The sequence below is a fragment of the Serratia sp. EWG9 genome (genome assembly GCF_019913725.1).
In the GTDB taxonomy this organism is placed as follows: domain Bacteria; phylum Pseudomonadota; class Gammaproteobacteria; order Enterobacterales; family Enterobacteriaceae; genus Serratia; species Serratia ureilytica.
In genome coordinates, this window is record NZ_JADNRO010000005.1 from 365468 (window position 1) to 392280 (window position 26813).

Sequence of the window (26813 nt, forward strand, 5' to 3'; positions counted from 1 at the left end):
TGTATACTGAAGCTATATGCAGTTTTTTGACGTTTTTTTTGTGAGCATACAGGGGGCAAGGGATGTTGCTTAAAAAGGGAAACTCTCTACGACGTTTGGCGCTGAGTGGCGCTATCGCCTGTAGTCTTGTGTCGTCGTTTTCCGCATTGGCCACTGTAACGGCGTTACCGGTGGCATCAGCAGGCATGTCCGTTGCGCAGAGCCGTTCTGAACTGCTGGCCGCGTTGCCGCGCGGCATGGATCTGCACTACCTTTCCACGCTGGCGCCGCTGTATGCGGCGAATCATATGCAGCCGATGTGGCAGGATCGCGAGGCCGTTCAGCAGTTTCAACAGCAGCTGGCCGAGCTGGCGATGTCCGGCGTGCAGCCGCAGTTCACCCAATGGGTGAAGATGTTGACCAATCCGGCGCTCAATGACGTAGGCCGCGATGTGGTGCTGTCCGATGCGATGTTGGGCTATTTGCAGTTCGTGTCCGCTATCGGCGCCAACGGCACCAGTTGGCTGTACAGCAATATTCCCTACAAGCTTGGCTTGCCGCCCACTGCGGTGATCAACCAATGGCAGCTGGCGGTGCGTCAGGCGCGCACGCTGAGCTATGTGAATTCGCTCGCGCCGCAGCACCCGCAATACGCCAAGATGCATCAGGCGCTGCGCGATATGTTGGCGGATAACCGCCCCTGGCCACAGGTGGGCAGCGGCCCGAGCCTGCGCCCAGGACAAATGAGCAACGATATTCCTGCGCTGCGTGAGATCCTGACGCGCACCGGCATGCTGGCCGCTTCGGCGCCGGAGGTCGAGCCGGAGCCGGCGGTCGTCTCGGCGAAGAGCAATGAGCCTGATGACGGCGGGCTGACGGTAGACGAAGAGAAGGGGCGTGTGACGGTCAGTCCGTCGGCGGCGCCGGTGACGGAGTTGACCGCTGAACAGACGCCGCCGCAGGTCGGCAGCGTGGTGAGCGACAACCTCTATACCAACGAGCTGGTGGAGGGCGTCAAGCGTTTCCAGAAATGGCAGGGGCTGACGGCGGACGGCGTGATCGGCGTGCGCACTCGCGAGTGGCTCAACGTGTCTCCGAAAACCCGCGCCGCGCTGCTGGCGTTGAATATCCAACGTCTGCGAATTTTACCGGGGCATGTCGGCACCGGCATTATGGTGAATATTCCCAACTACTCGCTGACCTACTACCAGAACGGCAACGAAGTGTTGTCCTCCCGCGTTATCGTCGGGCGGCCGAGCCGCAAGACACCGCTGATGAGCAGCGCGTTGAACAACGTGGTGGTCAACCCGCCTTGGAACGTACCGACTACGCTGGTGCGTGAGGATATCGTACCGAAGGCGATGCGCGACGGTAACTATTTCCAGAAACACGGCTATACCGTGCTGTCGGGCTGGAGCAACGATGCGGAGGTGATCAACCCGGCGATGATCGACTGGAGCATGGTCTCTGCGCGCAACTTCCCGTATCGCGTGCGCCAGGCGCCGGGTGCCACCAACTCGCTGGGGCGTTTCAAGTTCAATATGCCGAGTTCGGACGCGATCTACCTGCACGATACCCCGAACCACAGCCTGTTCCAGAAAGACATTCGCGCGCTTAGCTCCGGCTGCGTGCGGGTGAACAAGGCTTCCGATTTGGCGAATATGCTGCTGCAGGATGCCGGCTGGAACAATAGCCGCGTTTCCTCCACGCTGAAAGAAGGGAATACCACTTATGTGAATATTCGCCAGCGTATTCCCGTAAAACTGTATTATCTGACCGCCTGGGTTTCGGATGACGGCCAACCGCAATTCCGTACAGATATTTACAATTATGATAATACGGTGAGATCGGGCGCACAAATTTTGGCTCAGGCCAAAAAATTAATGCAGTAAATGCAGTAATTATAAATAAATAACGGTCAGAATGTTTGGCTATACCGCAGGCCCTCTTACCTGGGGGCCTGTAAACCTAGGCGTATCGCGGGTTGACTCAGCATACGCAGGCGGTTATGGTTCGGACAGTGCGCTGTTTTGTGCATTTATTTTGACATTCTTGCCGGGTTTAACAGAGTCATGGACAAAATTGATCATCATCGCCGTAAATGGCTGGCGCTAGGCGGCGCAGCTATGGGCATAGCGCTGCTTCCAGGGCAGGCGTTTGCCAGTCTTTCCACCGCTCGACCACGTATTTTAGTGTTGAATAACCTGAATACCGGTGAATCTATTAAAGCCGAGTTCTTTGACGGCAAAGGCTACAATAAAGAAGAGTTGGTTCGGCTAAATCATCTGTTCCGCGATTATCGCGCCAACAAGGTTAAATCGATCGATCCCAGTTTGTTTGATCACCTCTATCGCCTGCAGGGGCTGCTGGGTACCAGCAAGCCGGTGCAGCTGATCTCCGGTTACCGTTCCGTAGATACCAACAACGAATTGCGCGCGCACAGCCGTGGTGTGGCCAAGCACAGCTACCATACCAAGGGCCAGGCGATGGATTTCCATATTGAAGGTATCCAATTGAGTAATATCCGTAAAGCGGCGTTAAAAATGCGCGCTGGTGGTGTAGGATATTACCCACGTAGCAACTTCGTGCACATCGATACCGGCCCGGTTCGGAGCTGGTAATCGCGGTGCCCTCAGTGAATAACGCCGCTCCTTGCGGAGGCGGCGTTATTGTCGTTGGAGCCTTATGAAATACCATCTTATTCCCGTTACCGCTTTTAGCCAGAATTGCAGCCTGATCTGGTGTGAAAACACGCAGCAGGCGGCGTTGGTCGATCCCGGCGGCGAAGCGGAAAAAATCAAAGCGGAAGTGGCGAAGCAGGGTGTGACAATCACGCAGATTTTGCTGACGCACGGCCATTTGGATCACGTCGGCGCGGCGGCGGAGCTGGCGGAACATTATCAGGTGCCGATTTACGGCCCGGATAAAGAGGACGCTTTTTGGCTGGATGGTTTGCCGGCGCAGAGCCGGATGTTCGGGCTGGAAGAGTGTGCGCCGCTGACCCCGACCCGTTGGTTGTCGGAAGGCGATGAGATGCAGGTGGGCGAGATAAAGCTCAAGGTGTTGCATTGTCCTGGGCACACACCGGGCCACATCGTCTTTATCAATGAGCAGGCGCGTTTGGCGCTGGTGGGTGACGTGCTGTTTAACGGCGGCGTGGGGCGCAGCGACTTCCCGCGCGGTGACCATCAGGCGCTGATCGCCTCTATTCGCACCAAGCTGTTGCCGTTAGGCGACGACATGCGCTTTATTCCCGGCCACGGTCCAATGTCGACCTTCGGTCACGAGCGCCAGACCAACCCGTTCCTGCGCGAAGAGCCGGCGGTGTGGTAACGATCATTTCCCGGCAGAAATAATCAAGGGGCGCATAGCGCGCCCCTTCAAACTGGTGGCTTTCGCCGACGCGCTTAGAGCACGGCGACGATGGCTTCACACAGCGGCGCCATATTGTCCGGCGTCATGCCCGCCACGTTCACCCGGCCCGAGTTCACAGCGTAAACGCCAAACTCTTCACGCAGACGCAGCACCTGCTCTTTGGTCAGGCCGCTGAACGAGAACATGCCGTTCTGCTGGATGATGAAGCTGAAGTCCTGCTGCGCGCCTTTCTCCTGCAGGGTGTTCACAAACAGCTGACGCATGCGGTGAATGCGTTGGCGCATATCGGTCAGCTCTTGTTCCCACATCGCGCGCAGCGCATCGTTGCCCAGAATGGTGGCGACAACGGCAGCGCCGTGTGACGGCGGGTTGGAGTAGTTGGCGCGAATGGCCGCTTTCACCTGGCTGAAGGCGCGATCGGCGGTTTCGGCATCGGCGGCTACAATAGTGCAAGCGCCGACGCGCTCATTGTACAGACCGAAGTTTTTCGAATAGGAACTGGCGACGATCAGTTCTTTATGTTTGGCGGCGAAAATACGCAGGCCCTGCGCATCTTCTTCCAGGCCGTTGGCGAAGCCCTGATAAGCGAAGTCGAACAGCGGCAACCACCCGTTGGCGACGGAAAGTTCAGCCAGCTGCGCCCACTGTTCCGGCGTTGGATCGATACCGGTCGGGTTATGGCAGCAGCCGTGGAACAGCACGACATCGCCGGCCTGCGCCTGTTTCAGGCTGCTCAGCAGACCGTCAAAATCCAACGCGTGGTTGGCGGCGTCATAGTAGGCGTATTCCAACACTTCCAGGCCCACGGCGCTAAAGACGTTCTTGTGGTTCGGCCAGCTTGGGTTGCTGATCCAGATGCGCTTGGCGCTGGTCTGGTTGGCGATAAAGTCTGCCGCCACGCGCAGGCCGCCGGTGCCGCCTGGCGTCTGTGCGGTGCGCGCGCGGCGATCGGCGACGATCGGGCTCTCTTTACCGAACAGCAGCTCTTGCGTGCAGCTGGCGAACGCCGGGATGCCCTCAATGCCGAGATAGTTTTTGGTGGTCTCATTTTCCAACAGATACTGTTCAGCTTTCTTTACGCTGGTCAGCACCGGGGTTTTACCGGTTTCGTCTTTATAAACGCCAATGCCTAAATTGATTTTATTCGGGCGGGCGTCGGCGCGGAAAATGTCGGTCAGGCCCAGGATCGGGTCGGCGGGTGCGGCGGTGATTTTTTCAAACATGTCAGGTGCTTCCAAATCTCGGAGTTAAGCAGACAGAAGCATCAGGGTAGCGCCAGTTATCGGCTTTGCCAACCGTTTGCGATAAAAACACCGCGATCTTATGAACGTGAAGGATTCGACAGAAAAAATGATGGGGAAGGGGGAATCGGCAGGATAAAAAGTTACCGGCTGATACAAACAAAAACAGGGCCGAAGCCCTGTTTTTTAACTTAGCCGACGGTGAACCGCCGATAAGCGAGACAACTTAGAACTGGTATACCAGACCAACGCCTACGATATCGTCAGTTGCGATGCCGTTAGCTTTGGTGAAGTCGTTGTCATCCAGCAGGTTGATTTTGTAATCAACGTAGGTGGACATGTTTTTGTTGAAGTAGTAGGTGGTACCAACAGAAACATATTTAACCAAGTCAGCGTCGCCGCCGTTGAAGCGAGCGTTGTTCGCGCTGCGGCCAGCCAGGTCCTTACCTTTAGACTGCAGGTAAGACACTTCTGGGCGCAGACCGAAGTCGAACTGGTACTGAGCGGTCACTTCGAAGTTCTGAGTTTTGTTAGCGATAGTCAAGTCAGACTCGCCGTATGGGGTCATGTTGCGAGTTTCTGCATACATTGCCGCCAGGTAGACGTTGTTGGCGTCGTATTTCGCGCCCACGGTCCATGCGTCAGCTTTCTTGCCATCAGCAGTAGACAAGTCTTTCTGATCATTGGTGCGGCTGGATGACGCATAGGCAGCGCCGAAGCTTACGCCTTCGCCGATGTCATAAGTAGAGGAGAGGCCCCAGCCGTCGCCGTTCTGTTTTTTCAGAGCACGGCTGTCGTTCTGGTTTTTACCCTGGTACTGAACGGCGAAGTTCAGACCGTCAACCAGACCGAAGAAGTTGTTGTTACGATAGGTCGCAACGCCGTTGGTACGGCCGGTCATGAAGTTGTCGGAGTTGGTGTAAGTATCGCCACCGAACTCTGGCAGCATATCGGTCCAGCCTTCCACGTCGTACAGTACGCCGTAGTTACGGCCGTAGTCGAAGGAGCCGTAGTCAGCGAATTTCAGACCGGCGAAGCCCAGACGGGTTTTGGTGCCTTCGGTGCCCTGAGATTCGGCGTGGTTGGACTGAACGTTGTATTCCCACTGGCCGTAACCGGTCAGTTGGTCAGTAATCTGGGTTTCACCTTTGAAGCCGAAACGAACATAGGTCTGATCGCCGTCATTACCTTTGTCTTTGGAGAAGTAGTGCAGACCGTCAACTTTGCCGTACAGATCCAGCTTGTTGCCGTCTTTGTTGTAGATTTCAGCTGCGTTTGCTGCACCAGCAGCCAACAGAGCCGGGATTACCACTGCAAGAATGTTGCGCTTCATCATTATTACCCTCATTGGTGTTATTCGGACACCTTTGCCACTGCCGCCAATAATTCTTTGGGAACTATTGTTGATAGATTGGTGTCGTCCTGTGTCTGAACGCAGTGTTCCATTCACAGGCGGGTTAATCTAGGACGAAAATGATACCAATGCCCCAATCAGGTTGCAAAAGGAAAGTATGTGTAACTAAATGTAATTTTTCGGGAACTTTGTGACGTGCGTCAATATTAAAAAATGCGAAAGGCCAGCGATGCTGGCCTTTGTTTTGTAACGAAATCGTTTAAAAAACGTGTGATCGTATAAATTAGAAGCTTGCGTTACGCGGCGTGCGCGGGAATGGAATCACATCGCGCACGTTTTGCACGCCGGTGACATAGGCGATTAAACGTTCAAAGCCCAGGCCGAAACCGGAATGCGGCACGGTGCCGTAGCGGCGCAGATCGCGATACCACCAGTAGTCTTCTTTATTCAGCCCCATCTCTTCCAGACGCTGATCGAGCACGTCGAGGCGTTCTTCACGCTGCGAGCCACCGATGATTTCGCCGATGCCCGGCGCCAGCACGTCCATGGCCGCGACGGTCTTGCCGTCTTCGTTCATGCGCATGTAGAACGCTTTGATGTCTTTCGGGTAGTTTTTCACCACCACCGGCGCCTGGAAGTGTTTCTCCGCCAGGTAACGTTCATGCTCGGAAGAGAGATCGATGCCCCAGGAAACCGGGTTTTCGAAGGTTTGGCCCGAGGCCAGCAGGATCTCAATGGCGTCGGTGTAGTCCACCTGGGCGAAATCGGAAGACACGAAGCGCTCCAGACGAGCGATAGCGTCTTTATCCACGCGTTCGGCGAAGAATTTCAGATCGTCGGCACGTTCATCCAGCACCGCCTGGAACACATACTTCAGCATGCTTTCTGCGAGTCCGGCGACGTCGTCCAGCGTAGCGAAGGCCACTTCCGGTTCGATCATCCAGAACTCCGCCAGGTGGCGGCTGGTGTTGGAGTTTTCGGCGCGGAAGGTTGGGCCGAAGGTGTAAACCTTCGACAGCGCGCAAGCGTAGGTTTCGCCGTTCAGCTGGCCGGAAACGGTGAGGAAGGCTTCCTTACCGAAGAAGTCTTCGCTGAAATCGACGGTGCCTTTGTCGGTGCGCGGCAGGTTTTCCAGATCCAGCGTGGACACGCGGAACATCTCGCCGGCGCCTTCGGTATCGGAGGCGGTGATCAGCGGAGTAGAGACCCAGAAATACCCATTTTCATGGAAGAAGCGGTGGATCGCCTGCGCCAGAGTATGACGTACGCGCGCCACGGCGCCGATCAGGTTGGTGCGCGGGCGCAGGTGAGCCACTTCGCGCAGGTATTCGATGCTGTGGCGCTTGGCCGCCATTGGGTAAGTGTCCGGATCGTCGACCCAGCCGACCACTTTGATTGCGGTAGCCTGCAGTTCGAAGCTCTGGCCTTCGCCCGGTGAAGCGACGACTTTGCCGGTAACTTCAACCGAACAACCGGTGGTCAGATGCAGCACTTCATCCTGATAATTCGGCAGAGAATTATTAACGACGGCCTGTAACGGATCAAAGCAGGAACCGTCATAGACGGCCAGGAAGGAGATACCAGCTTTTGAATCTCTCCGGGTACGTACCCAGCCGCGTACGGTGACTTCACTGTCAACCGCAGCACGACCTTGCAGTACGTCGACTACAGGCACTACGCTCATAGATTTCTCTCTTTAATAATTTGGTTTAGAAATAGCTTACAACCCAAGAATATGGGGGTAATGGCTATGTTACTTGCCGCGGTGCAGAGCACAAGCAGAAATCATCGGATTGTCGCAACATTTATCGCGGCTGACTGAAAAGAGGGCGTTCGGGATAAAAACAAAAAAGCCGGCGTGTAAACCGGGCCGGCTTTCTTTCTCTCTATATAGAGAAGGTTCAGCTGGCTTTCTTCACCAGCGGCAGATCGAAGGCCTTGCGCAAGGCCCGCACGAATGCCTGGTCCTGGCAGATGGTCTTGCCGGGGCTGTCGGAGAGCTTAGCCACCGGTTTGCCTTTGCATTCGACCAGCTTGATCACGATATTCAACGGTTTAACGCCCGGAATATCACAGGTCAGGCGCGTGCCGATACCGAAGCTGAGATTGATGCGCTGATAGAAGTGGCGATAGAGCGCCAGCGCTTTTTCCAGATCCAGGTTGTCCGAGAACACCAGCGTTTTGCTCATCGGGTCGATGCCCAGTTTCTGATAGTGGGCAATGGCTTTCTCACCCCACTCGACGGGATCGCCCGAATCGTGGCGCAGCCCCTGATAACGCTCGGCGAACTGCGGGCCGAAGTCGCGCAGGAAAGCATCCATGGTAATGCAGTCGGTGAGCGCGATGCCAAGCTGATCCGGGTATTCATCCAGCCAGGCCTGCAATGCGGCGCGCTGGCTGTTGGCCAGCACCGGGCTTATCTGCTGATGCGCCTGGAACCATTCATGCGCCTGCGTGCCGACCGGCGCCAGGCCGAGCTGATGCGCCAGATCGTAATTGCTGGTGCCCGACAGGTACGGGAATTCGGCCTGCAAGGTGCTGACGATGGCCTGTTGTACGCCCTGGGAGAAACGGCGACGGGTGCCGAAGTCCATCAGCTTGAAGCGTGAAAGATCCAAATCGCCCGCCAGCGTCTTGAACTGCGCCAACTTGGTTTGCAGGTGGGCTACCGCCTGTTCCGGCGTCGCCAGCGGAGAACGCCGGCGGTGCACCACTTCGCTGATCACCGCCAGCAGCGGCACTTCCCACATGATCACTTCACGCCACGGCCCGGCGATGCGGATTTGCAGCTTGCCGTCGCGGTTGTCGATGGTCACCTGCTGCGGATCGTATCGGAACGTGCGCAGCCAGCTCAGGTAATCTTGACGGAAGAAGGGCAGACCCGAAAGGTAAGCGAATTCGGCGTCGGTCAGCGCCAGCTGGCTCATCAGGGCGACCTGCGCGCGGATCTCGTCGGCATATTCGCCCAGCAGTTCGTCGCCGCGGCAGCGGAATTCCGCCGCCACGCTGATCGCGGGATAGCGATGGAACACTGCTTGCTGCATATGAAGCTTGTAAGCATCGGTATCAAGCAGTGATGTCAAAATCGGGGAAGCGTATTGAGTCATAGCGCGTTACAGCATCCTCGTCAGGCGCGTGTCCAAATCCGGATAATCATAAAAGTGGGGGTGGAGTATACCCGGATTATCCTGTTATTGAAGCTGCATCACACCATAAATCACCGAAGCGGGTCGAGGATTAAACGTGCCTTTATGGCGGGCTGGCGACGGCGGCGGGGGAAAAAAGCCAGATATGCCTGTAAGGTGAATGACTTAGCCTAATTAGTCATAAAAATTATAATGTTAATTATTTTAAACAACAAATCAGATAAACCCGGCCTGGGTGTGCACGCTGACCCGATCCTTGCCGTTCTTTTGCAAAATAGAGCGCTTCGTCCGCCTGTTTTATCGCCGCCTGCAGCGCAGTGAACGCGTTGACCGGCGCAATGCCGCAGCTGGTGGTGAAACGCACTTGCCGCCCGTCGGCCAAATTTAGCGTCAGGCGATGGGTGCGGGCGCGCAATTGCTCCATGATGTCCCGCGCGTTGTCCAACGAACAGTTGCCCAGCAGCACCGCGAACTCTTCGCCACCGTAGCGGCAGAAGATGTCGCTGGCGCGAAACGCGCGTTGCAACAGATGGCCGAATTCCACCAGCGCCCGGTCACCGACATCGTGGCCGTAGCTGTCGTTGAGCTGTTTGAAGTTGTCGATATCGATCAGGCAAAAGGCCTGCGGGTAGCTACCGTCGCCCAATAGCTGGCATTCGAGGAAGAATTTACGGCGGTTATAAATGTTGGTGAGCGGATCGAGGAAGGAAGAGGCCTCAAGCTCTTTAATCAGCAGCTGTTTCTCGCTTTCCAGCGAGACCTTGTCCAACTGATATTGTCTGAGCTGTTGAATGGCGTCGCTGATGGCGATCAGTTCCCGGCTATAGAAGGCGTCGTTGCGATCGATATTCATCTCGCCGCGCGACAGCCGCACGATATTGTTGTGGGTTTTGGTCAACCAGCGGTTGATGTTGGTGCAGAACACCAGCGCCGGCAAAATGAACAGCAGCACCCCCAGACCGGCGAGCGCGATCATGCCGTAAATGGTGGTCTGGCTGTCATAAATCTTGTGACGCGAAGCGACGGTTTCCAGCTCGAAACTGCGTTGATACAGCGTCTGCGAAAGCCCGCTCAACTCGTCGACATAGCGCGAGATTAGCGCGGCGGGATAGGGCTTTTGGGTATTGATGGCAGTGTATAGCCCATCGGTAATCTGCTTGAGGCGTTCGGTAGACACCTGGGTGAGCAACTGATTGACGATGCTGGTGGTTTGCACGTCGTCGTAGTTGAGCTTCATGAAGATCAACCGGGTGCTCAGCGCGTTCAGGACGCCGGTCAACTGAATGGACTTCAGATAGGCGTCTTTGCGATCGAGCGGGCTGACGTTGACGTCGATAATCTGATCGCTTAACTCCGTCAGCGACATATTCAGTCGGTTGTTGAGGCGAATGGCCTCGAGAAACATAAAGGAGTCGGTATCCACCATTCGGGTATCGTAGGTGTAGCGGTAATAGTTCTTGCTGGTTTGCGAGATGTAATAGGCGCTGTTGATGTTGAACAGGTTGGCGTTGGCGTTGTTGACCTGCGAAAGCTGCAGGTTGTCGTTATCCAGCAACTGTTCCATTAGGCCGATCATCGACAGCGCGGCGATTTTTTGCCGCACACCCAGCTCCCTGGCGACCGTGTCGTTCAGATGCTCGCGGATCCGGGCGATTTTCTCGCGCGCCACCCGATCGGCGGCCAGACACTGCGCGCGAGTGATTTGCGGATCGATCAGGCTCAAGCGTTTGAGACGGTGAGCCTGCAGCGAAGCCTGAAAGGCCTCGGAGATTTCTTTGGCGCGATCGATCTTATACAGGTTGAGCTGGTTATCGCGGTACTCGGTATGGGCTTCGAGCAGTTCCTCGACGATGAACAGCGAGAAGGAGGTCATCAGGCACAGGGTGAAAAAATAGATAGCGTATTTGATTTTCATAGTGCGAGTCATCCCTGAGCCTGATTCGGCAATTATACCATCATGCCGCCTGTGCCGCCTCAACAATGCCGGAGCGCCGCGAAGGCGGTTTTTTAGCATTAAATGCTGATTTTTATTTAGCCATTGGTCACCCGCGCTGCCATCTGGTGGGTGAACTATGATTTGCCTCTGATTTCTTTATCGCGCTTGCCCGGCGGATCTGGGCTTTTCAGCCAGCTGTGATACAGTTTATTCACAATCAGGTTCGCCGAGCGCCGCAGGGGAAATCTCCAGCGACGGCGCGGAGGAGAAGAGCGGCCTGGCACCTATAACTCACTGAGACGTTTAAGGGTTTTTATGACACAACAGCCACAGGCAAAATATCGCCACGATTATCGCGCGCCCGATTACACCACGACCGACATCGATTTGGACTTCAGTCTGGACGCGGAAACCACGCGCGTGACCGCCGTCAGTAAAATCAAACGTCAAGGCGCGGCCGGCGCACCGCTGGTGCTGGATGGCGAGGATCTGACGCTGGTGAGCATTCAGGTCGACGGTCAACCGTGGAGCGCCTATCGTCAGCAGGATAACCAGCTGATCGTCGAAGAATTGCCAGCACAATTCACTCTGACCATCGTCAACGATATTCATCCGGCGAAAAACACCGCGCTGGAAGGGCTGTATCTGTCCGGCGATGCGCTGTGCACGCAATGCGAAGCCGAAGGCTTCCATCATATTACCTATTACCAGGATCGCCCGGACGTGCTGGCGCGCTTTACCACCCGCATCGTGGCCGACAAGGCGCGCTATCCGTTCCTGCTGTCGAACGGCAACCGTATTGGTCAGGGTGAATTGGCCGATGGTCGCCACTGGGTGCAATGGCAGGATCCGTTCCCGAAACCTTGCTACCTGTTCGCATTGGTGGCGGGGGACTTCGACGTGCTGCGCGACAGTTTCACCACCCGTTCCGGCCGTAAGGTCGCGCTGGAGCTGTTTGTCGATCGCGGCAACCTGGATCGCGCCGACTGGGCGATGACCTCGTTGAAAAACTCGATGAAGTGGGACGAGACCCGCTTCGGTCTGGAATACGATCTCGACATTTATATGATCGTGGCGGTCGATTTCTTCAATATGGGCGCGATGGAGAACAAAGGGTTAAATATCTTTAACTCCAAATACGTGTTGGCGAAGGCGGAAACCGCCACCGACAAAGATTACCTGAACATCGAAGCGGTGATTGGTCACGAATACTTCCACAACTGGACCGGCAACCGCGTCACCTGCCGCGACTGGTTCCAGCTCAGCCTGAAAGAGGGGCTGACGGTGTTCCGCGATCAAGAGTTCAGTTCCGATCTGGGCTCGCGTTCGGTCAACCGTATCGATAACGTGCGCGTGATGCGCGGCGCGCAGTTCGCCGAAGACGCCAGCCCGATGGCGCATGCCATTCGTCCGGATAAAGTCATCGAGATGAACAACTTTTACACCCTGACGGTGTATGAGAAAGGTTCTGAAGTGATCCGCATGATGCACACCCTGCTGGGGGAAGAGAACTTCCAGAAAGGGATGCAGCTCTATTTCGAACGCCACGACGGCAGCGCCGCCACCTGCGATGACTTCGTACAGGCGATGGAGGACGCGTCCAACGTGGATCTGTCGCGCTTCCGCCGTTGGTATAGTCAGTCCGGCACGCCGCTGTTGACGGTGCGCGACGAGTACGATGCGGAAACTCAGCAATATCGCCTGCATGTCAGCCAGAAAACCGCGCCGACCGCCGATCAGCCTGAGAAGTTGCCGCTGCATATCCCGCTGGATATCGAGCTGTACGACAGCGAAGGCAACGTCATCGCGCTGCAGAAGGGTGGCCTGCCGGTCAACAACGTGCTGAACGTCACCGAAGCGGAGCAGACCTTCGTGTTCGACGGCGTGGCGCACAAGCCGGTGCCGTCGCTGCTGCGTGAATTCTCTGCGCCGGTGAAACTGGATTATCCGTACAGCGATCAGCAACTGACCTTCCTGATGCAGCACGCGCGCAATGAGTTTGCGCGTTGGGATGCGGCGCAGAGCCTGCTTGCGACCTACATCAAACTGAACGTGGCGCGGCACCAGCAGAAGCAGCCGTTGTCGCTGCCGCTGCACGTGGCCGACGCGTTCCGTGCGGTGTTGCTGAACGAGACGCTGGATCCGGCGCTGGCGGCGCAGATCCTGACGCTGCCGTCGGAGAACGAAATCGCTGAACTGTTCGCCACCATCGATCCGGAAGCGATCGCCGCGGTGCACGAAGCGATCGTTCGCTGCCTGGCGCGGGAGTTGGCCGATGAGTGGCTGGCGGTGTATCACGCCAACAAGACCGACGGCTACCGCGTGGAGCACGCCGACATCGCCAAGCGCGCCTTGCGCAATGTGTGCCTGGGTTATCTGGCGTTCGGCGAAGATGCGGCGCTGGCGGACCAACTGGTGAGCGAACAGTATCGCCAGGCGGATAACATGACCGACTCGCTGGCGGCGCTGTCCGCTGCGGTTGCGGCCCAGTTGCCGTGTCGCGATGCGCTGTTGGCGGCGTTCGACGAGCGCTGGCATCAGGATGGCCTGGTGATGGACAAATGGTTCGTGCTGCAGGGGAGCAGCCCGTCGGCGGATGTGTTGAGCAAGGTGCGTGCGCTGCTGCAACACCGCTCGTTCAGCCTGAGCAACCCGAACCGCACCCGCTCGCTGATCGGCGGCTTCGCTTCCGGCAACCCGGCGGCGTTCCATGCGGCGGATGGCAGCGGTTATCAATTCCTGGTGGAGATCCTCAGCGATCTCAACCAGCGCAACCCGCAGATCGCCGCGCGCCTGATCGAACCGCTGATTCGCCTGAAGCGTTACGACGCCGGTCGCCAGGCGCTGATGCGCAAAGCGTTGGAACAGCTGAAAGGGTTGGAAAACCTGTCCGGCGATCTGTACGAGAAGATCAGCAAGGCGCTCGACGCCTAATCTTTTCACCGTGAATACCCAAAGGGACGGCCTGCGCCGTCCTTTTTTCGTTCAATTCGCCGCCTGGCGTGGGCTGGCCGCGGTGACCGGCGGCGATAACACCCGCTCCAGCACTTCAGCTTCCAGTTCCGCCAGCCTGGCTGAACCCTTACGGCGTGGCCGCGGCAGATCGATGCTCAGATCCAGTCCGATGTGGCCCTCTTCAATCAGGATCACCCGATCCGCCAGCGCGATGGCTTCGCTGACGTCGTGCGTCACCAGCAGTACGGTAAAACCGTGCTGTTGCCACAGCGATTCTATCAGCCCTTGCATCTCGATGCGCGTCAGGGCATCCAGCGCCCCGAGCGGTTCGTCCAGCAGCAGCAGGCGGGGGCGGTGGATCAACGCGCGTGCCAGGGCGACCCGCTGCTTTTGTCCGCCGGACAGCGCCGCCGGCCAGTCGCGGGCGCGATCCGCCAAACCGACCGCGGCCAGCGCCTGCAGCGCCGCGTCGCGCCAATGGCCGCGCAGCCCCAGACCCACGTTGTCGATCACCGTTTTCCACGGCAACAGGCGCGCATCCTGAAACATCAGCCGGGTATCCTCTTTGGCGGCGGCAAGCGGCGCATTGCCGCTGAGCAGCACGCCGCTGCTGGCCTGTTCCAGGCCGGCCAACAGACGCAGCAGGGTGCTCTTGCCGCAGCCGCTGCGGCCGACCACCGCCACGAACTGCCCGGCAGAGATACGTAGCTGAATGTTATCCAGCACGGTGCGGTTGCCGTAACGTTTGCCGATGGACTCCAGCGTCACCGGCGTGCCTTGCGCAAGGCGAGCGGGAAGGGTCATAGCGCTTCTCCCTGTTTCAGTTGATAGGCCGGATGCCAGCGCAGCCAGACGCGTTCCAGCAGTTGTGCGCCCACGTCCGCCAGCTTGCCGAGCAGGGCGTACAGCACGATCGCCACCACCACCACGTCGGTTTGCAGAAATTCACGCGCGTTCATCGCCAGATAACCGATGCCGGAGTTGGCCGAGATGGTTTCGGCGACGATCAGCGTCAACCACATGAACCCGAGGGCGAAACGCACGCCGACCATAATCGACGGCAACGCGCCCGGCAGCACTACCTGCGTGAACAGGCGAAAACCGCTCAGACCGTAGCTGCGCGCCATCTCCAGCAGGCCGCGATCGATGTTTTTGATGCCGTGATAGGTATTGAGATAAATCGGGAACAACGTGCCGAGCGCCACCAGAAAGATCTTGGCGGATTCATCGATGCCGAACCACAGGATCACCAGTGGGATTAGCGCCAGGTGCGGCACGTTGCGGATCATTTGCACCGAACTGTCCAACAGGCGTTCACCCCAGCGCGACAGCCCGGTAATAAAGCCGAGAATCAGTCCGATGCTGCCGCCGATGCCAAAGCCGATCAACGCGCGCTGGCTGCTGATGCTCAGGTGCTGCCACAGTTCGCCGCTTTGGCTCAGGCGCCAGAAGGCGGCCAGCACCGCACTCGGCGCCGGCAAAATGCGGTTGGACAGCCAGCCGGTTTCGACGGCGACTTGCCAGATGATCACCAGCGCCAGCGGCAGCGCCCAAGGGGCCAGCCGGTACAGGATGCGTTGCGCGTTCTTTGCCATCGGGGCGCTCCTCAGCTCTGCGACACTTTTTGCGGAACATAGATGTTGGCCACCACTTCGCCCTGCGGGCGCACCGGTTGAAGGCGCGCGGGCGTTTCCTCCTGCGCCAGACCGAGGTGAGGAAACAGCAGTTCGCCGACGCGGTAGGCCTCTTCCAGATGCGGATAGCCGGAGAGAATAAAGGTGTCGATGCCCAGATCGGCGTATTCCTGCATGCGCGCCGCGACCGTCGGGCCATCGCCCACCAGCGCGGTGCCGGCGCCGCCGCGCACCAGGCCGATGCCGGCCCACAGGTTCGGGCTGATCTCCAGATTATCCTTCTTGCCGCCGTGCAGCGCCGCCATGCGCCGTTGGCCGACGGAGTCGAAGCGGGCAAAGGCCTGCTGCGCGTTGGCGATGGTTTCCTCATCGAGGTGAGCGATCAGCCGATCGGCGGCGCGCCAGGCTTCTTCGGTGGTTTCCCGCACGATGACGTGCAGACGGATGCCGAAGCGTACCTGCCGGCCCTTCGCCGCCGCTTTGGCGCGCACCTCTTCGATCTTCTCTTTGACCTGTGCCGGCGGCTCTCCCCAGGTGAGGTACATTTCTACCTGCTCGGCGGCCAGATCCTGCGCGGCGGCGGAGGATCCGCCGAAATAGAGCGGCGGGCGCGGTTGCTGCACCGGCGGGAACAGCAGTTTGGCGCCTTTCACCTGAATATGCTTGCCGTGGAAATCGACGGTTTCACCTTCCAGCACCCGGCGCCAGATATGAGTGAACTCGGTCGAGGCTTCGTAACGCTCTTCATGACTGAGATGCAACCCCTCCGCCGCCAGCTCTTCCGGATCGCCGCCGGTGACCAGATTGAACAGGGCGCGCCCGTTGGACAGGCGATCCAGCGTCGCCGCCTGACGCGCCGCCAGCGTAGGGGAGATGATACCCGGCCGCAGCGCGACCAAAAATTTCAGCCGCTGGGTGACCGGGATCAGCGAGGCGGCCACCAGCCAGGAGTCTTCGCAAGAGCGACCGGTGGGGATCAGCACGCCGCCGAATCCCAGCCGGTCCGCCGCTTGGGCGATTTGTTGCAAGTAACCGTGATCGACGCTGCGAGCGCCCTGTGCGCTGCCAAGATAGTGGCCGTCGCCGTGGGTGGGTAAAAACCAGAAAACGTTCAGGCTCATCGTCAATGCTCTCCCGTATTTATTGCGCGCTTGGGCGCCAGATGCGTTGCGAGATGTCGACCTTCACCGGCACCAGCCGGTTGGCGTAAAACAGGTCGGCGGTTTGCTGCTGCGCAGCGATCGTATGCGCATCGAGCGGTGTGATGGCGGTCGGGGGACGGTGATCCAGATAGCTGGCGATCACCGGTTCCGGCAGCCCCATGGCGTTGGCCAGCAAGGTCACGCTTTGCGCCCGGTCGCTGCGGGTGAGCGCATCGGCCTGGGTCAGCACCGTCAGGACCTGGCTGATAAAGGCGCCATTTGCTTCGACATAAGGGCGCGCCGCCAGATAGAAGGAACCGGTCTGGTTCAGATCGGTGCCGTCGCCGAGCACCCGAACGCCGCCCTGCAGCAGCGCGGCGGAATAATAAGGATCCCAGATAGCCCAGGCATCGACGTTGCCCTGCTGGAATGCGGCGCGCGCATCGGCGGGGGTCAGGTAGGCGGGTTGGATATCCGTAAATTTCAGGCCGGCTTTTTGCAGCGATCGCAGCAGCAGGTTGTGTGAGCTGGATCCTTTCTGAAATGCGACCTTATGGCCTTTCAGATCGGCGACGGTTTTGATCGGGCTGTTTTCCGGCACCAGGATCACTTCCGCCTTCGGTTTGGGAGGCTCAACGCCGACATACAGCAGATCCGCCCCGGCGGCCTGCGCGAAGATCGGCGGAATATCACCGGTGCTGCCCAGATCGATGCTGCCGACGTTCAAGGCTTCCAGCATCTGCGGGCCGGCAGGAAATTCAATCCAACTGATGCGGGTGGCGGGGAAGCGTTCCTCCAGCAGCCGGTGGCTTTTCGCCAGCACCAGACTCACCGATCCTTTCTGGTAACCGATGCGAAATTGCGCCGGATCCTGCGCGACGGCGGCGTTGGCCCAGACCAGCGACAGCAGGCCGGTGAAGGCCGCTGCGTTCAGCCAACGTCGCAAAGCGTTGCGTTGTTTCATTCAGGCTCTCCTTTTCCAGGCATTTCAGGCGGTTTGACGCGCCGTCAGCGGCGAGGCGACGCGCAGCGCGGGCGGTTTGCGGCGCCCAAGCGCCAGATAGAAACTGGCGAGCGCTTCTTCCAACCGGGCGGCCACGGCGTCGGTGAGCGTGGCGCTTTCGCCGGTCAGCTGGATCTGACTGTCGTCGGCGAACACGCCGTGCAGCACCTCTTGCGCTTTCAGCGCCGCCAGCACTGGTTTCAGCGCATAGTCCACCGCCAGCATGTGGCCGACAGACCCCCCGGTCGCCAGCGGCAGCACCACTTTATGGTCCAGCGCGCGTTCCGGCAGCAGGTCCAGCAGGGTTTTCAGCGCGCCGGAGAACGACGCTTTATAAACCGGCGTGGAAATCAGCAGGCCGTCGGCCTGCGCCAGCTGGTCGGCAAACGCCTTGATCGCCGGACTGTTGAAGTTGGCGTACAGCAGATCTTCGGCATCGAAGTCGTGCAGGGTATAGGCCGTCACCTCCACCCCTTGTTGCCGCAGCCAGTTCTGACTCAGCGAGAGCAGCGCGGCGGAACGTGATGGGATGCGTGGGCTACCGGCCAGTGATATAACGCGCATTGCCACTCCTTATAACTAAAAGTTAGGTTTAATTAGAAAATTAATGGGAAGTGTTTTAAACCTACCAGCAACCGGGCGCGTTTTTTAAATCTCATTTTTTGATTTGGATATGCGTAAAAGCGGATTGGCGCCGATTTGGCGATGAAGAGGGAAAACGATTGCGTAAAAACGGCTTTTTTTGCTTTTAATCAATTCCAATTAGGCGGGGGATACCGGATAATACGCCCCCGGTTTGCAACCGGGAAATCAGGAGAGTCCATGTACTACCCCCTCATCAGGAAAGCGTTGTTCCAGCTCGATCCGGAGCGCGCGCACGAAGTGACCTTTCGTCAGCTCAGCCGTATTACCGGCACCCCATTAGCGTTTCTTGTCCGTCAGTCCGTGCCGACCAAACCGGTCAGCTGCATGGGGCTGTCGTTTAAAAACCCGCTGGGATTGGCCGCCGGTCTGGATAAAAACGGCGAATGCATCGATGCGTTCGGCGCGATGGGCTTCGGCCATGTGGAAGTCGGCACCGTGACGCCGCGTCCGCAATCGGGCAACGACAAGCCGCGCTTGTTCCGCGTGGTTGAGGCGGAAGGCCTGATTAACCGCATGGGGTTCAATAACCATGGCGTGGACAATCTGGTTGAAAACGTTAAGAAATCCCATTTCGGCGGCATTCTTGGGATCAATATCGGCAAGAATAAAGACACGCCGGTCGAGCAGGGCAAAGACGATTATTTGATCTGCATGGATAAAGTTTATCCGTATGCCGGATATATCGCGATTAACATCTCTTCACCGAATACGCCGGGGTTACGATCCTTACAGTATGGCGAAGCGTTGGACGATCTTTTGGCTGCGATTAAAAATAAGCAGCAGGAATTACATGCGCGCCATCACAAATATGTGCCGGTAGCGGTAAAGATCGCGCCGGATCTTTCTGAAGAAGAATTGATCCAAATTGCCGATAGCCTGGTGCGGCATAATATCGATGGCGTGATCGCCACCAATACCACGTTGGATCGAAAATTGATCCAAGGGCTGAATTACTGCGAACAAGCGGGCGGGTTAAGTGGGCGTCCGTTGCAATCACGCAGTACCGAAGTGATCCGTCGCCTCTCCACCGAACTGCAAGGGCGTCTGCCGATTATCGGCGTAGGCGGCATCGATTCGCTGACGGCTGCGCGCGAAAAAATGGAGGCCGGCGCGAGCCTGCTGCAAATTTATTCCGGATTTATCTATCACGGCCCGCGTTTGATTAAAGATATCGTTACCCATATCTAATATTTTTCCTCTCATTTTATTCCGGGGGTTTATTTCTGCCCCCGGCTCGTCTATATTTTGTTCGTTAGCTTAAATATCGTTCGCGGAATTATCCGATGTTTAAGCTATTTCATCGGTGATAAAATCGCCTTTTAGGGTGAGTGCGGCGTTGGCATGGGCAGCGAGAAGGATACGAAATGAAGATAAAACCTGACGATAATTGGCGTTGGTATTTTGATGCCGAACACGATCGGCTAATGCTGGATTTAGCTAATGGTATGATCTTTCGTTCACGTTTCCCGGCCAAAATGTTAACGCCGGACGCCTTCGATGAATGCGCTTTTTGCGTGGATGACGCCGCCCTTTATTTCACCTATGAAGAACAGTGCAAGCAGGTCAAGCTGAGCCATGAACAGCGCGCCGAGCTGGTGTTGAATGCGCTGGTCGCCTACCGCTTCCTGAAACCGCTGATGCCGAAGAGCTGGCATTTCTCGCAGCAGCACTACCCGTTGCAGCCGAAAAACGGCGAGCTGGCGGCGGTGAAAGTGATGGAAAGCGGCGCGGAAGCGCGCCTGCTGGTGGTGGAGGCCGGGGATAATGCCAGCCTGTGCCTGCTGGCGCAAAATCAGCTGACGGTCGCCGGCCGCACCATGGTCTTGGGCGACGCTATCAAGGTGATGCACGATCGGCTGAAACCTTGCGCGCAGGATGAAAGCGCCGCCCCGGCTTACGACAGGGCGGTATAAGGCGGATTACGCCAACGTCAAATCAGTTTTCGGGATGCAGCTGCAGCACAGGATGGTGCCGTTGTCGCCCAGCGCGCTTTTCTTCAGGGGCGCGACTTCACCGCTCAGCAATGTAATGCGGCAGCTGCCGCAAATCCCGGCACGGCACGAGTAAGGCACGCGAATGCCTTGCTGTTCCAGTTGTTCGAGCAGGATCTGCTGGTTATTGCCGGTAAATACCTTTCCTTCATATTCGATCGTGACGCTGTGCGCGCTGTCCTGCGGCGCCTGCACGCTCTCCACCACTTTACCTGCGCCATAAGGGCGCGGCGGCTTGGTTGACAAGACTTCCACCGTATCGCCCACGCGAATGATGCCGCTGTTGCGCGCGGTCATATTCTGGCCGAAATCGATGTCGCCGTTGTCGGCGGAGCGGAATTTTTGCAGCGTGCTGAGCGGTTCGCCGCTCGGGTGCTTGCGGCCACGCTCGGTGCTGACGGTGGTGAGCACGCAGCGGCTGCAGGGTTTCACCAGATCGAACATCACATCGCCGACGCGGATCACCTGCCAGCCGTCTTCAGCCCAGGCGGTAGCGCCGCTCACCACCAGATTGGGGCGGAACTGTTCCAGCTTGATGCTGCCGGGGCAACGCTGCTGCAGGTCGTTGAACGAGGCTTGGTTAATCAGCAGATAAGGGTAGCCGTCGGCAAACGTCAGCGGGATTTCAGGGTGTTTCTTGACCCGGCGGGTCAGCTCCGGCCCCAGCCAGCGCAGCTGCACGTCGCGCTGGAAATAGCCGCTCAGCCAGCGGTTGATCTCATCCGGCGCGATCAGCGCGGTGAAATGGTTGCCCCACACCTCGGTCGGCTGCGGCGTGGCCGCGAAGTCGCTGAAGCGAATGGCGGCGCTTTCACCGTCCGGCGCGGTCAGAAACAGCCCGTCCGGCAACAGCGCCGGCGTGAACAACACCATCTGCGGATATTGGCGCGCGGTAATAAAGGTGCCGTCCGGTTCGGTGATCATAAAGTTGCGGTCAAAGGCCAGACCGCTGCTGCCGACCTGGGCATAGGAAAGCTGCAAGCCGCGCAGTGATTTAACCGGATGGACGTAGAGTCTGGAAAGCGTGATCACCCTTATCTCCGTGCGATGATTAAATAGAAGGGAGCAACTTTATGACAAGCGGTGCGGATTAGCTATAATGCGCAACAATTTTCTTTTTGGTGATAAGTACGATATGAACTCTCTGTTTGCCAGCACGGCGCGTGGATTGGAAGAACTGTTAAAAAGCGAGCTGGAAACGCTTGGCGCTCACGACTGCAAAGTGGTGCAGGGCGGGGTACATTTTCAGGGTGACGATCGTCTTCTGTACCAAAGCCTGCTGTGGAGCCGCCTGGCTTCGCGCATTTTGTTGCCGCTGAACGAATTCCGCGTGCACAGCGACCTGGATCTGTACCTCGGCGTGCAGGCGATTGACTGGCCGAGCATTTTTGGCGTGGATAAAACCTTCGCCGTGCATTTCAGCGGCGTGAACGAAGAGATCCGCAACAGCCAGTATGGCGCGCTGAAGGTGAAAGACGCCATCGTTGACAGCTTCACCCGTAAGCTCGACCAACGCCCGACGGTTGCCAAACAGCAGCCGGACATTCGCGTTAACGTCTTCCTGCAACGCGATATGGCCAGCGTGGCGCTCGATCTGAGCGGCGAAGGCCTGCACCAGCGCGGCTACCGCGATCTCACCGGCCAGGCGCCGTTGAAGGAAAACCTGGCGGCCGCCATCGTGTTGCGTTCCGGCTGGCAGCCGGGCACGCCGATGCTCGATCCGATGTGCGGCTCCGGCACGCTGTTGATCGAAGCGGCGATGATCGCCGCCGATCGCGCGCCGGGCCTGCACCGTCAACACTGGGGCTTCAGCGCCTGGAATGGTCACAACGCCGAACTGTGGCGTGAAGTCACCACCGAAGCGCAGGTGCGCGCGCGTCGCGGCCTGCAGGAAACTACCTCTCGCTTCTTCGGTTCCGATATCGATCGCCGGGTGATTGAGATGGCGCGCGGCAACGCCCGCCGCGCCGGCGTCGCCGAGCTGATCACCTTCAACGTCGGCGACGTCGCGCGCTTGACCAACCCGCTGCCGGAAGGCCCGCACGGCACGGTGATCAGCAACCCGCCGTACGGCGAGCGTCTGGAAAGCGAACCGGCGCTGATCGCGCTGCACAACATGCTGGGCCGCGTGATGAAAAGCGCCTTTGGCGGTTGGCAGCTTTCGCTGTTCAGCGCCTCGCCGGAGCTGTTGAGCTGCCTGCAGCTGCGCGCCGAGCGCCAGTTTAAGGCGAAGAACGGCCCGCTGGAGTGCGTGCAGAAAAACTATCAGCTGGCGGCAAGCCCGGCCGGCAATGCTACCGGCGGCGTGCAGGTGGCGGAAGATTTCGCCAACCGTCTGCGCAAGAATTTGAAGAAGCTCGACAAGTGGGCGAAGCAACAAGGCATCGAATGCTACCGCCTGTACGATGCCGATCTGCCAGAATACAACGTCGCGGTGGACCGTTACGGCAGCAAGGTGGTGGTGCAGGAGTATGCGCCGCCGAAAACCGTCGATGTGCAGAAGGCGCGTCAGCGCCTGTTCGATGTGATCAACGCGACGCTGGCGGTGCTGGAATTGCCGTCGAATCAGCTGATCCTGAAAACCCGCGAGCGGCAGAAGGGCAAAAACCAGTACGAGAAACTGGCGCAGAAGGGCGAGTTCTTGCTGGTGGAAGAGTATAACGCCAAGCTGTGGGTCAACCTGACCGACTATCTCGATACCGGCCTGTTCCTCGATCACCGCATTGCGCGCCGTATGCTGGGCGAGATGAGCGGCGGCAAGGACTTCCTCAACCTGTTCGCCTATACCGGCACCGCCAGCGTGCATGCCGGGCTGGGCGGCGCGCGCAGCACCACCACGGTGGACATGTCGCGCACCTACCTGGAATGGGCGGAGAAGAACCTGCGCGCCAACGGCCTGACCGGCCGCCAGCATCGGCTGATCCAGGCCGACTGCCTGTCGTGGCTGAGCAATGCCAATGAACAGTTCGACGTGATCTTCATCGATCCGCCGACGTTCTCCAACTCCAAGCGGATGGAGAACACCTTTGACGTGCAGCGCGATCACCTGGCGCTGATGAAAGATTTGAAACGGTTGCTGCGCCGCAATGGGACCATCATGTTCTCGAACAACAAGCGCGGTTTCCAAATGGATATGGCAGGGCTGAGTGCGCTGGGCCTGGAGGCGAAAGAGATCACCGCCAAGACGCTGTCGCAGGATTTTGCCCGTAACCGTCAGATCCACAACTGCTGGCTGGTGACTCACGCCGGCGAAGGAAAATAATTACTATGTCGTTAATCAGCATGTCCGGCGCCTGGCTCTCTTTCAGCGATGCGCCATTGTTAGACAACACCGAAATTCATATCGAAGACAACGAGCGCGTGTGTCTGGTCGGGCGCAACGGCGCCGGCAAATCCACGCTGCTGAAGATCCTCGGCAAAGAGATCCCGCTGGATGACGGCCGGGTGATCTACGAACAGGATCTGATCGTGGCGCGTCTGCAACAGGATCCGCCGCGAAATATCGGCGGCAGCGTATTCGACTTTGTGGCGGAAGGCGTCGCGGAGCAGGCGGAACACCTGAAGGCGTATCACGCGATCTCCCACCTGGTGGAAAGCGACCCGAGCGAGAAAAACCTGGCGCGCATGGCGCAAATCATGGAGATCCTCGATCACCAGGGGCTGTGGCAGCTCGACAGCCGCATCAGCGAAGTGCTGCTGCAGCTGGGGCTGAACGGCGACGCAGAGCTTTCCTCGCTGTCCGGCGGCTGGCTGCGCAAAGCGGCGCTGGGCCGCGCGCTGGTGAGCTCGCCGCGCGTGTTGTTGCTCGACGAACCGACCAACCACCTGGATATCGAAACCATCGACTGGCTGGAAGGTTTCCTGAAAGAGTTCGACGGTAGCATCGTCTTCATCTCGCACGACCGTTCGTTTATCCGCAACATGGCGACGCGCATCGTCGATCTGGATCGCGGCAAGCTGGTTTCCTGGCCGGGTAACTACGATCTGTACCTGCAGAGCAAAGAAGAAGCGCTGCGGGTGGAAGAGCTGCAAAACGCCGAGTTCGACCGCAAGCTGGCGCAGGAAGAGGTCTGGATCCGTCAGGGCATCAAGGCGCGCCGCACCCGCAACGAGGGCCGCGTGCGCGCGCTGAAGGCGCTGCGCGTCGAGCGTTCAGAGCGCCGTGAAGTGATGGGCACCGCCAAGATGCAGGTGGAAGAGGCGACCCGCTCCGGCAAAATCGTATTCGAGCTGGAAGACGTCAATTATCAGGTTGGCGAAAAGGTGCTGGTGCGCGGTTTCTCCGCCCAGGTGCAGCGCGGCGACAAGATTGCGCTGGTGGGGCCGAACGGCTGCGGCAAAACCACGCTACTGAAACTGATGCTCGGTCAGCTGAAAGCCGACAGCGGCCGCGTGCATTGCGGCACCAAGCTGGAAGTGGCCTATTTCGACCAGCACCGGGCCGATCTCGATCCGGAGCGCACGGTGATGGACAACCTGGCGGAAGGCAAGCAGGAAGTGATGGTCAACGGCCGTCCTCGCCACGTGCTGGGCTACCTGCAGGACTTCCTGTTCCACCCGAAACGCGCGATGACGCCGGTGAAGGCGCTGTCGGGCGGTGAGCGTAACCGCTTGCTGTTGGCTAAGCTGTTTCTGAAACCGAGCAATCTGCTGATCCTCGATGAACCAACCAACGATCTCGACGTCGAAACGCTGGAGCTGCTGGAAGAGCTGATCGACGGCTATCAGGGCACTGTGTTGCTGGTCAGTCACGATCGTCAGTTCGTTGACAACTCGGTGACCGAGTGCTGGATCTTCGAAGGCAATGGCGTGATCAACGCCTTCGTCGGCGGTTACTACGATGCGCATCACCAGCGCGCGACAGCGAAACCGATTCGTCAGGCGGCGCCGAGCGCGAGCAAACCGGCGGCGGAGAAAAAGGCCGAACAGCCGAAGAAAGCGACGGCCAAGCTGAGTTACAACCTGCTGCGCGAACTGGAACAGCTGCCGCAGCGGCTCGAACAGCTGGAAGCGGAAATCGAAGCGCTGCAGGCGCAGATGAGCGATGCCGACTTCTTCACGCGGCCGCACAGCGAAACGCAAGAAGTGCTGACGGCGTTGGCTAACGCCGAGCAGGCGCTCGAGCAGGCCTTCGCCCGCTGGGAAGAGCTGGAAGCGATGAAAAACGGCTGACCGTTGCGATACCGCCCGCGCGCTGCTGCGGGCGGTATCGACGTGCCGGTGAGCAACGTTATTTAGGAGGAATATGGTGTGTTCCCACAACAATCATCAGCAGCATAGTCATTCCGCACCCTCGGCGGCGCAGCAGGATAACCTGATGCTGTGCCCGCAGTGCGACATGCTGGTGGCGCTGCCGCCGCTGGCCTATGGCAGCAAAGCGGTATGCCCGCGCTGCAAAACCACGCTCAGCGCCCGCTGGGACGAGCCGCGCAAGCGGCCGATCGGTTACGCGCTCAGCGCCTTGTTCATGCTGGTGCTGGCCAACATTTTCCCGTTTATCAACATGCGCGTCGCCGGCCTCGGCAACGAAATCCGGCTGATCCAAATCCCGGAAGTCATGGTGGCGGAAGACTACGCCAGCATGGCCACCTTGTTTATGGTGTTCGTGCAGCTGATCCCGGCGTTTTGCATGGTGGCGATCATCCTGCTGTGCGCCAGGGTGCGCTTGCCGCTGGGTCTCAAAGAGTGGATGGCCCGGGTGCTGTTCCAGTTCAAGACCTGGTGCATGGTGGAAATTTTCCTCGCCGGGGTGCTGGTCAGCTTCGTCAAGCTGATGGCCTACGGCGACATCGGCATCGGCAGCAGCTTCGTGCCTTACTGCCTGTTCTGTCTGCTGCAGGTGCGCGCTTTCCAGTGCGTGGATCGGCGCTGGCTGTGGCAGGATATCGAACCGGCGCCGCGGCTTAATCGCCCGCTGACGGTGGGGCGCACCGGCATGCGCCAGGGCGTGCGCTCCTGCGCGTGCTGCACGGCGATCCTGCCGGCCGATCAGGTGCGCTGCCCGCGCTGCCACACCAAGGGCTACGTGCGTCGCCGCCACAGCCTGCAGTGGACGCTGGCGCTGCTGGTGACCTCTGTCATGCTGTATATTCCGGCCAACCTGATGCCCATCATGGTGACCGAGGCGCTGGGTAACAAGATGAATTCCACCATCATGGCGGGGGTGATCCTGCTGTGGGGGGACGGCTCTTATCCGGTAGCGATGGTGATTTTCATCGCCAGTATCATGGTGCCGTCGCTGAAAATGTTGGCGATCGGTTGGCTGTGCTGGGATGCGAACGGCAGGAAGAAACCGCGCGCCGACAGCGAGCGTATGCATCTGATTTATGAAGTGGTCGAATTCGTTGGTCGTTGGTCAATGATCGACGTGTTTGTGATCGCCGTGTTGTCGGCGTTGGTGCGAATGGGGCAG

At 58.5% G+C, this 26813-nt stretch carries 19 protein-coding genes and 1 pseudogene; 9 read left to right on the top strand and 11 right to left on the bottom strand.

Annotated features, from left to right (window positions below; all coding sequences use genetic code 11):
* Positions 1-62: 62 nt before the first annotated feature.
* The 3 genes from ldtD to ITX55_RS14430 all read left to right on the top strand — a co-directional run bounded on the left by ldtD (position 63) and on the right by ITX55_RS14430 (position 3312).
* Complete coding sequence (gene ldtD / locus ITX55_RS14420) at positions 63-1871, top strand: L,D-transpeptidase (protein WP_108680400.1); 1809 nt, start codon at positions 63-65, stop codon at positions 1869-1871.
* Between the two features lie 180 nt (positions 1872-2051).
* The gene (locus tag ITX55_RS14425) at positions 2052-2600 is read left to right on the top strand and encodes a YcbK family protein (RefSeq protein WP_004928217.1); all 549 of its coding nucleotides are present in this window, start codon (positions 2052-2054) and stop codon (positions 2598-2600) included.
* A gap of 64 nt (positions 2601-2664) precedes the next feature.
* On the top strand, positions 2665-3312 hold the full coding sequence (locus tag ITX55_RS14430) for an MBL fold metallo-hydrolase (RefSeq protein ID WP_108680401.1): 648 nt from the start codon (positions 2665-2667) through the stop codon (positions 3310-3312).
* Between the two features lie 74 nt (positions 3313-3386).
* On the opposite strand, the gene ITX55_RS14435 is transcribed toward ITX55_RS14430, so the two are convergent.
* From ITX55_RS14435 to ITX55_RS14455, 5 genes and pseudogenes are all read right to left on the bottom strand, one after another.
* Positions 3387-4577, bottom strand: a complete 1191-nt coding sequence (locus ITX55_RS14435; RefSeq protein ID WP_049200423.1) for an amino acid aminotransferase — start codon at positions 4575-4577, stop codon at positions 3387-3389.
* 244 nt (positions 4578-4821) lie between these two features.
* Complete coding sequence (gene ompC / locus ITX55_RS14440) at positions 4822-5931, bottom strand: porin OmpC (RefSeq protein ID WP_269474812.1); 1110 nt, start codon at positions 5929-5931, stop codon at positions 4822-4824.
* Between the two features lie 301 nt (positions 5932-6232).
* Positions 6233-7633, bottom strand: a complete 1401-nt coding sequence (gene asnS, locus ITX55_RS14445; RefSeq protein ID WP_033642576.1) for an asparagine--tRNA ligase — start codon at positions 7631-7633, stop codon at positions 6233-6235.
* A gap of 217 nt (positions 7634-7850) precedes the next feature.
* A complete protein-coding gene (pncB, locus tag ITX55_RS14450) occupies positions 7851-9056 on the bottom strand; it encodes a nicotinate phosphoribosyltransferase (RefSeq protein ID WP_033642577.1) in 1206 nt (401 codons plus the stop codon).
* Between the two features lie 255 nt (positions 9057-9311).
* Positions 9312-11010: pseudogene (locus ITX55_RS14455) on the bottom strand (GGDEF domain-containing protein).
* A gap of 336 nt (positions 11011-11346) precedes the next feature.
* On the opposite strand from ITX55_RS14455, the gene pepN reads away from it, so the two are divergent.
* Entirely contained in the window at positions 11347-13965 is a 2619-nt protein-coding gene (gene pepN / locus ITX55_RS14460; protein WP_089191464.1) for an aminopeptidase N, read from the top strand.
* Positions 13966-14016: 51 nt separating this feature from the next.
* Here pepN and ssuB read toward each other — a convergent pair whose 3' ends face one another.
* From ssuB to ssuE, 5 genes are read right to left on the bottom strand one after another with little or no spacing between them, the layout of a single operon-like run.
* Entirely contained in the window at positions 14017-14790 is a 774-nt protein-coding gene (gene ssuB / locus ITX55_RS14465) for an aliphatic sulfonates ABC transporter ATP-binding protein (RefSeq protein WP_033650682.1), read from the bottom strand.
* Positions 14787-15581 (bottom strand): aliphatic sulfonate ABC transporter permease SsuC, encoded by a 795-nt coding sequence (gene ssuC / locus ITX55_RS14470; protein WP_033650683.1) that lies wholly within the window; start codon positions 15579-15581, stop codon positions 14787-14789. Before ssuC ends, ssuB begins: the two co-directional genes overlap by 4 nt.
* 11 nt (positions 15582-15592) lie before the next feature.
* Entirely contained in the window at positions 15593-16741 is a 1149-nt protein-coding gene (gene ssuD, locus ITX55_RS14475; protein ID WP_223085173.1) for an FMNH2-dependent alkanesulfonate monooxygenase, read from the bottom strand.
* A gap of 19 nt (positions 16742-16760) precedes the next feature.
* Positions 16761-17726 carry a sulfonate ABC transporter substrate-binding protein gene (locus ITX55_RS14480; protein WP_033642582.1) on the bottom strand — a complete coding sequence of 322 codons (966 nt, stop codon included), beginning with the start codon at positions 17724-17726 and terminating at the stop codon, positions 16761-16763.
* Between the two features lie 24 nt (positions 17727-17750).
* On the bottom strand, positions 17751-18329 hold the full coding sequence (gene ssuE, locus ITX55_RS14485) for an NADPH-dependent FMN reductase (protein ID WP_033642583.1): 579 nt from the start codon (positions 18327-18329) through the stop codon (positions 17751-17753).
* 258 nt (positions 18330-18587) lie between these two features.
* Between ssuE and pyrD the strand changes: the two genes are divergently transcribed.
* Both pyrD and ITX55_RS14495 read left to right on the top strand, forming a co-directional pair.
* The gene (gene pyrD, locus ITX55_RS14490; protein ID WP_060421813.1) at positions 18588-19598 is read left to right on the top strand and encodes a quinone-dependent dihydroorotate dehydrogenase; all 1011 of its coding nucleotides are present in this window, start codon (positions 18588-18590) and stop codon (positions 19596-19598) included.
* Positions 19599-19774: 176 nt separating this feature from the next.
* Positions 19775-20323 carry a cell division protein ZapC gene (locus ITX55_RS14495; protein ID WP_004928171.1) on the top strand — a complete coding sequence of 183 codons (549 nt, stop codon included), beginning with the start codon at positions 19775-19777 and terminating at the stop codon, positions 20321-20323.
* Between the two features lie 6 nt (positions 20324-20329).
* On the opposite strand, the gene ITX55_RS14500 is transcribed toward ITX55_RS14495, so the two are convergent.
* Positions 20330-21433, bottom strand: coding sequence for a YcbX family protein (locus ITX55_RS14500; protein WP_089191467.1), 1104 nt, complete (start codon positions 21431-21433; stop codon positions 20330-20332).
* Between the two features lie 103 nt (positions 21434-21536).
* Here ITX55_RS14500 and rlmKL point away from each other — a divergent pair, with 103 nt between their 5' ends.
* The 3 genes from rlmKL to pqiA form a co-directional block, all read left to right on the top strand.
* Entirely contained in the window at positions 21537-23663 is a 2127-nt protein-coding gene (rlmKL, locus tag ITX55_RS14505; protein ID WP_198793196.1) for a bifunctional 23S rRNA (guanine(2069)-N(7))-methyltransferase RlmK/23S rRNA (guanine(2445)-N(2))-methyltransferase RlmL, read from the top strand.
* 5 nt (positions 23664-23668) lie between these two features.
* Positions 23669-25573, top strand: a complete 1905-nt coding sequence (locus ITX55_RS14510) for an ABC transporter ATP-binding protein (protein WP_033642586.1) — start codon at positions 23669-23671, stop codon at positions 25571-25573.
* A gap of 73 nt (positions 25574-25646) precedes the next feature.
* Positions 25647-26813, top strand: a 1167-nt coding sequence (pqiA, locus tag ITX55_RS14515) for a membrane integrity-associated transporter subunit PqiA (protein ID WP_223085174.1), incomplete at its 3' end; no start/stop codon positions are given.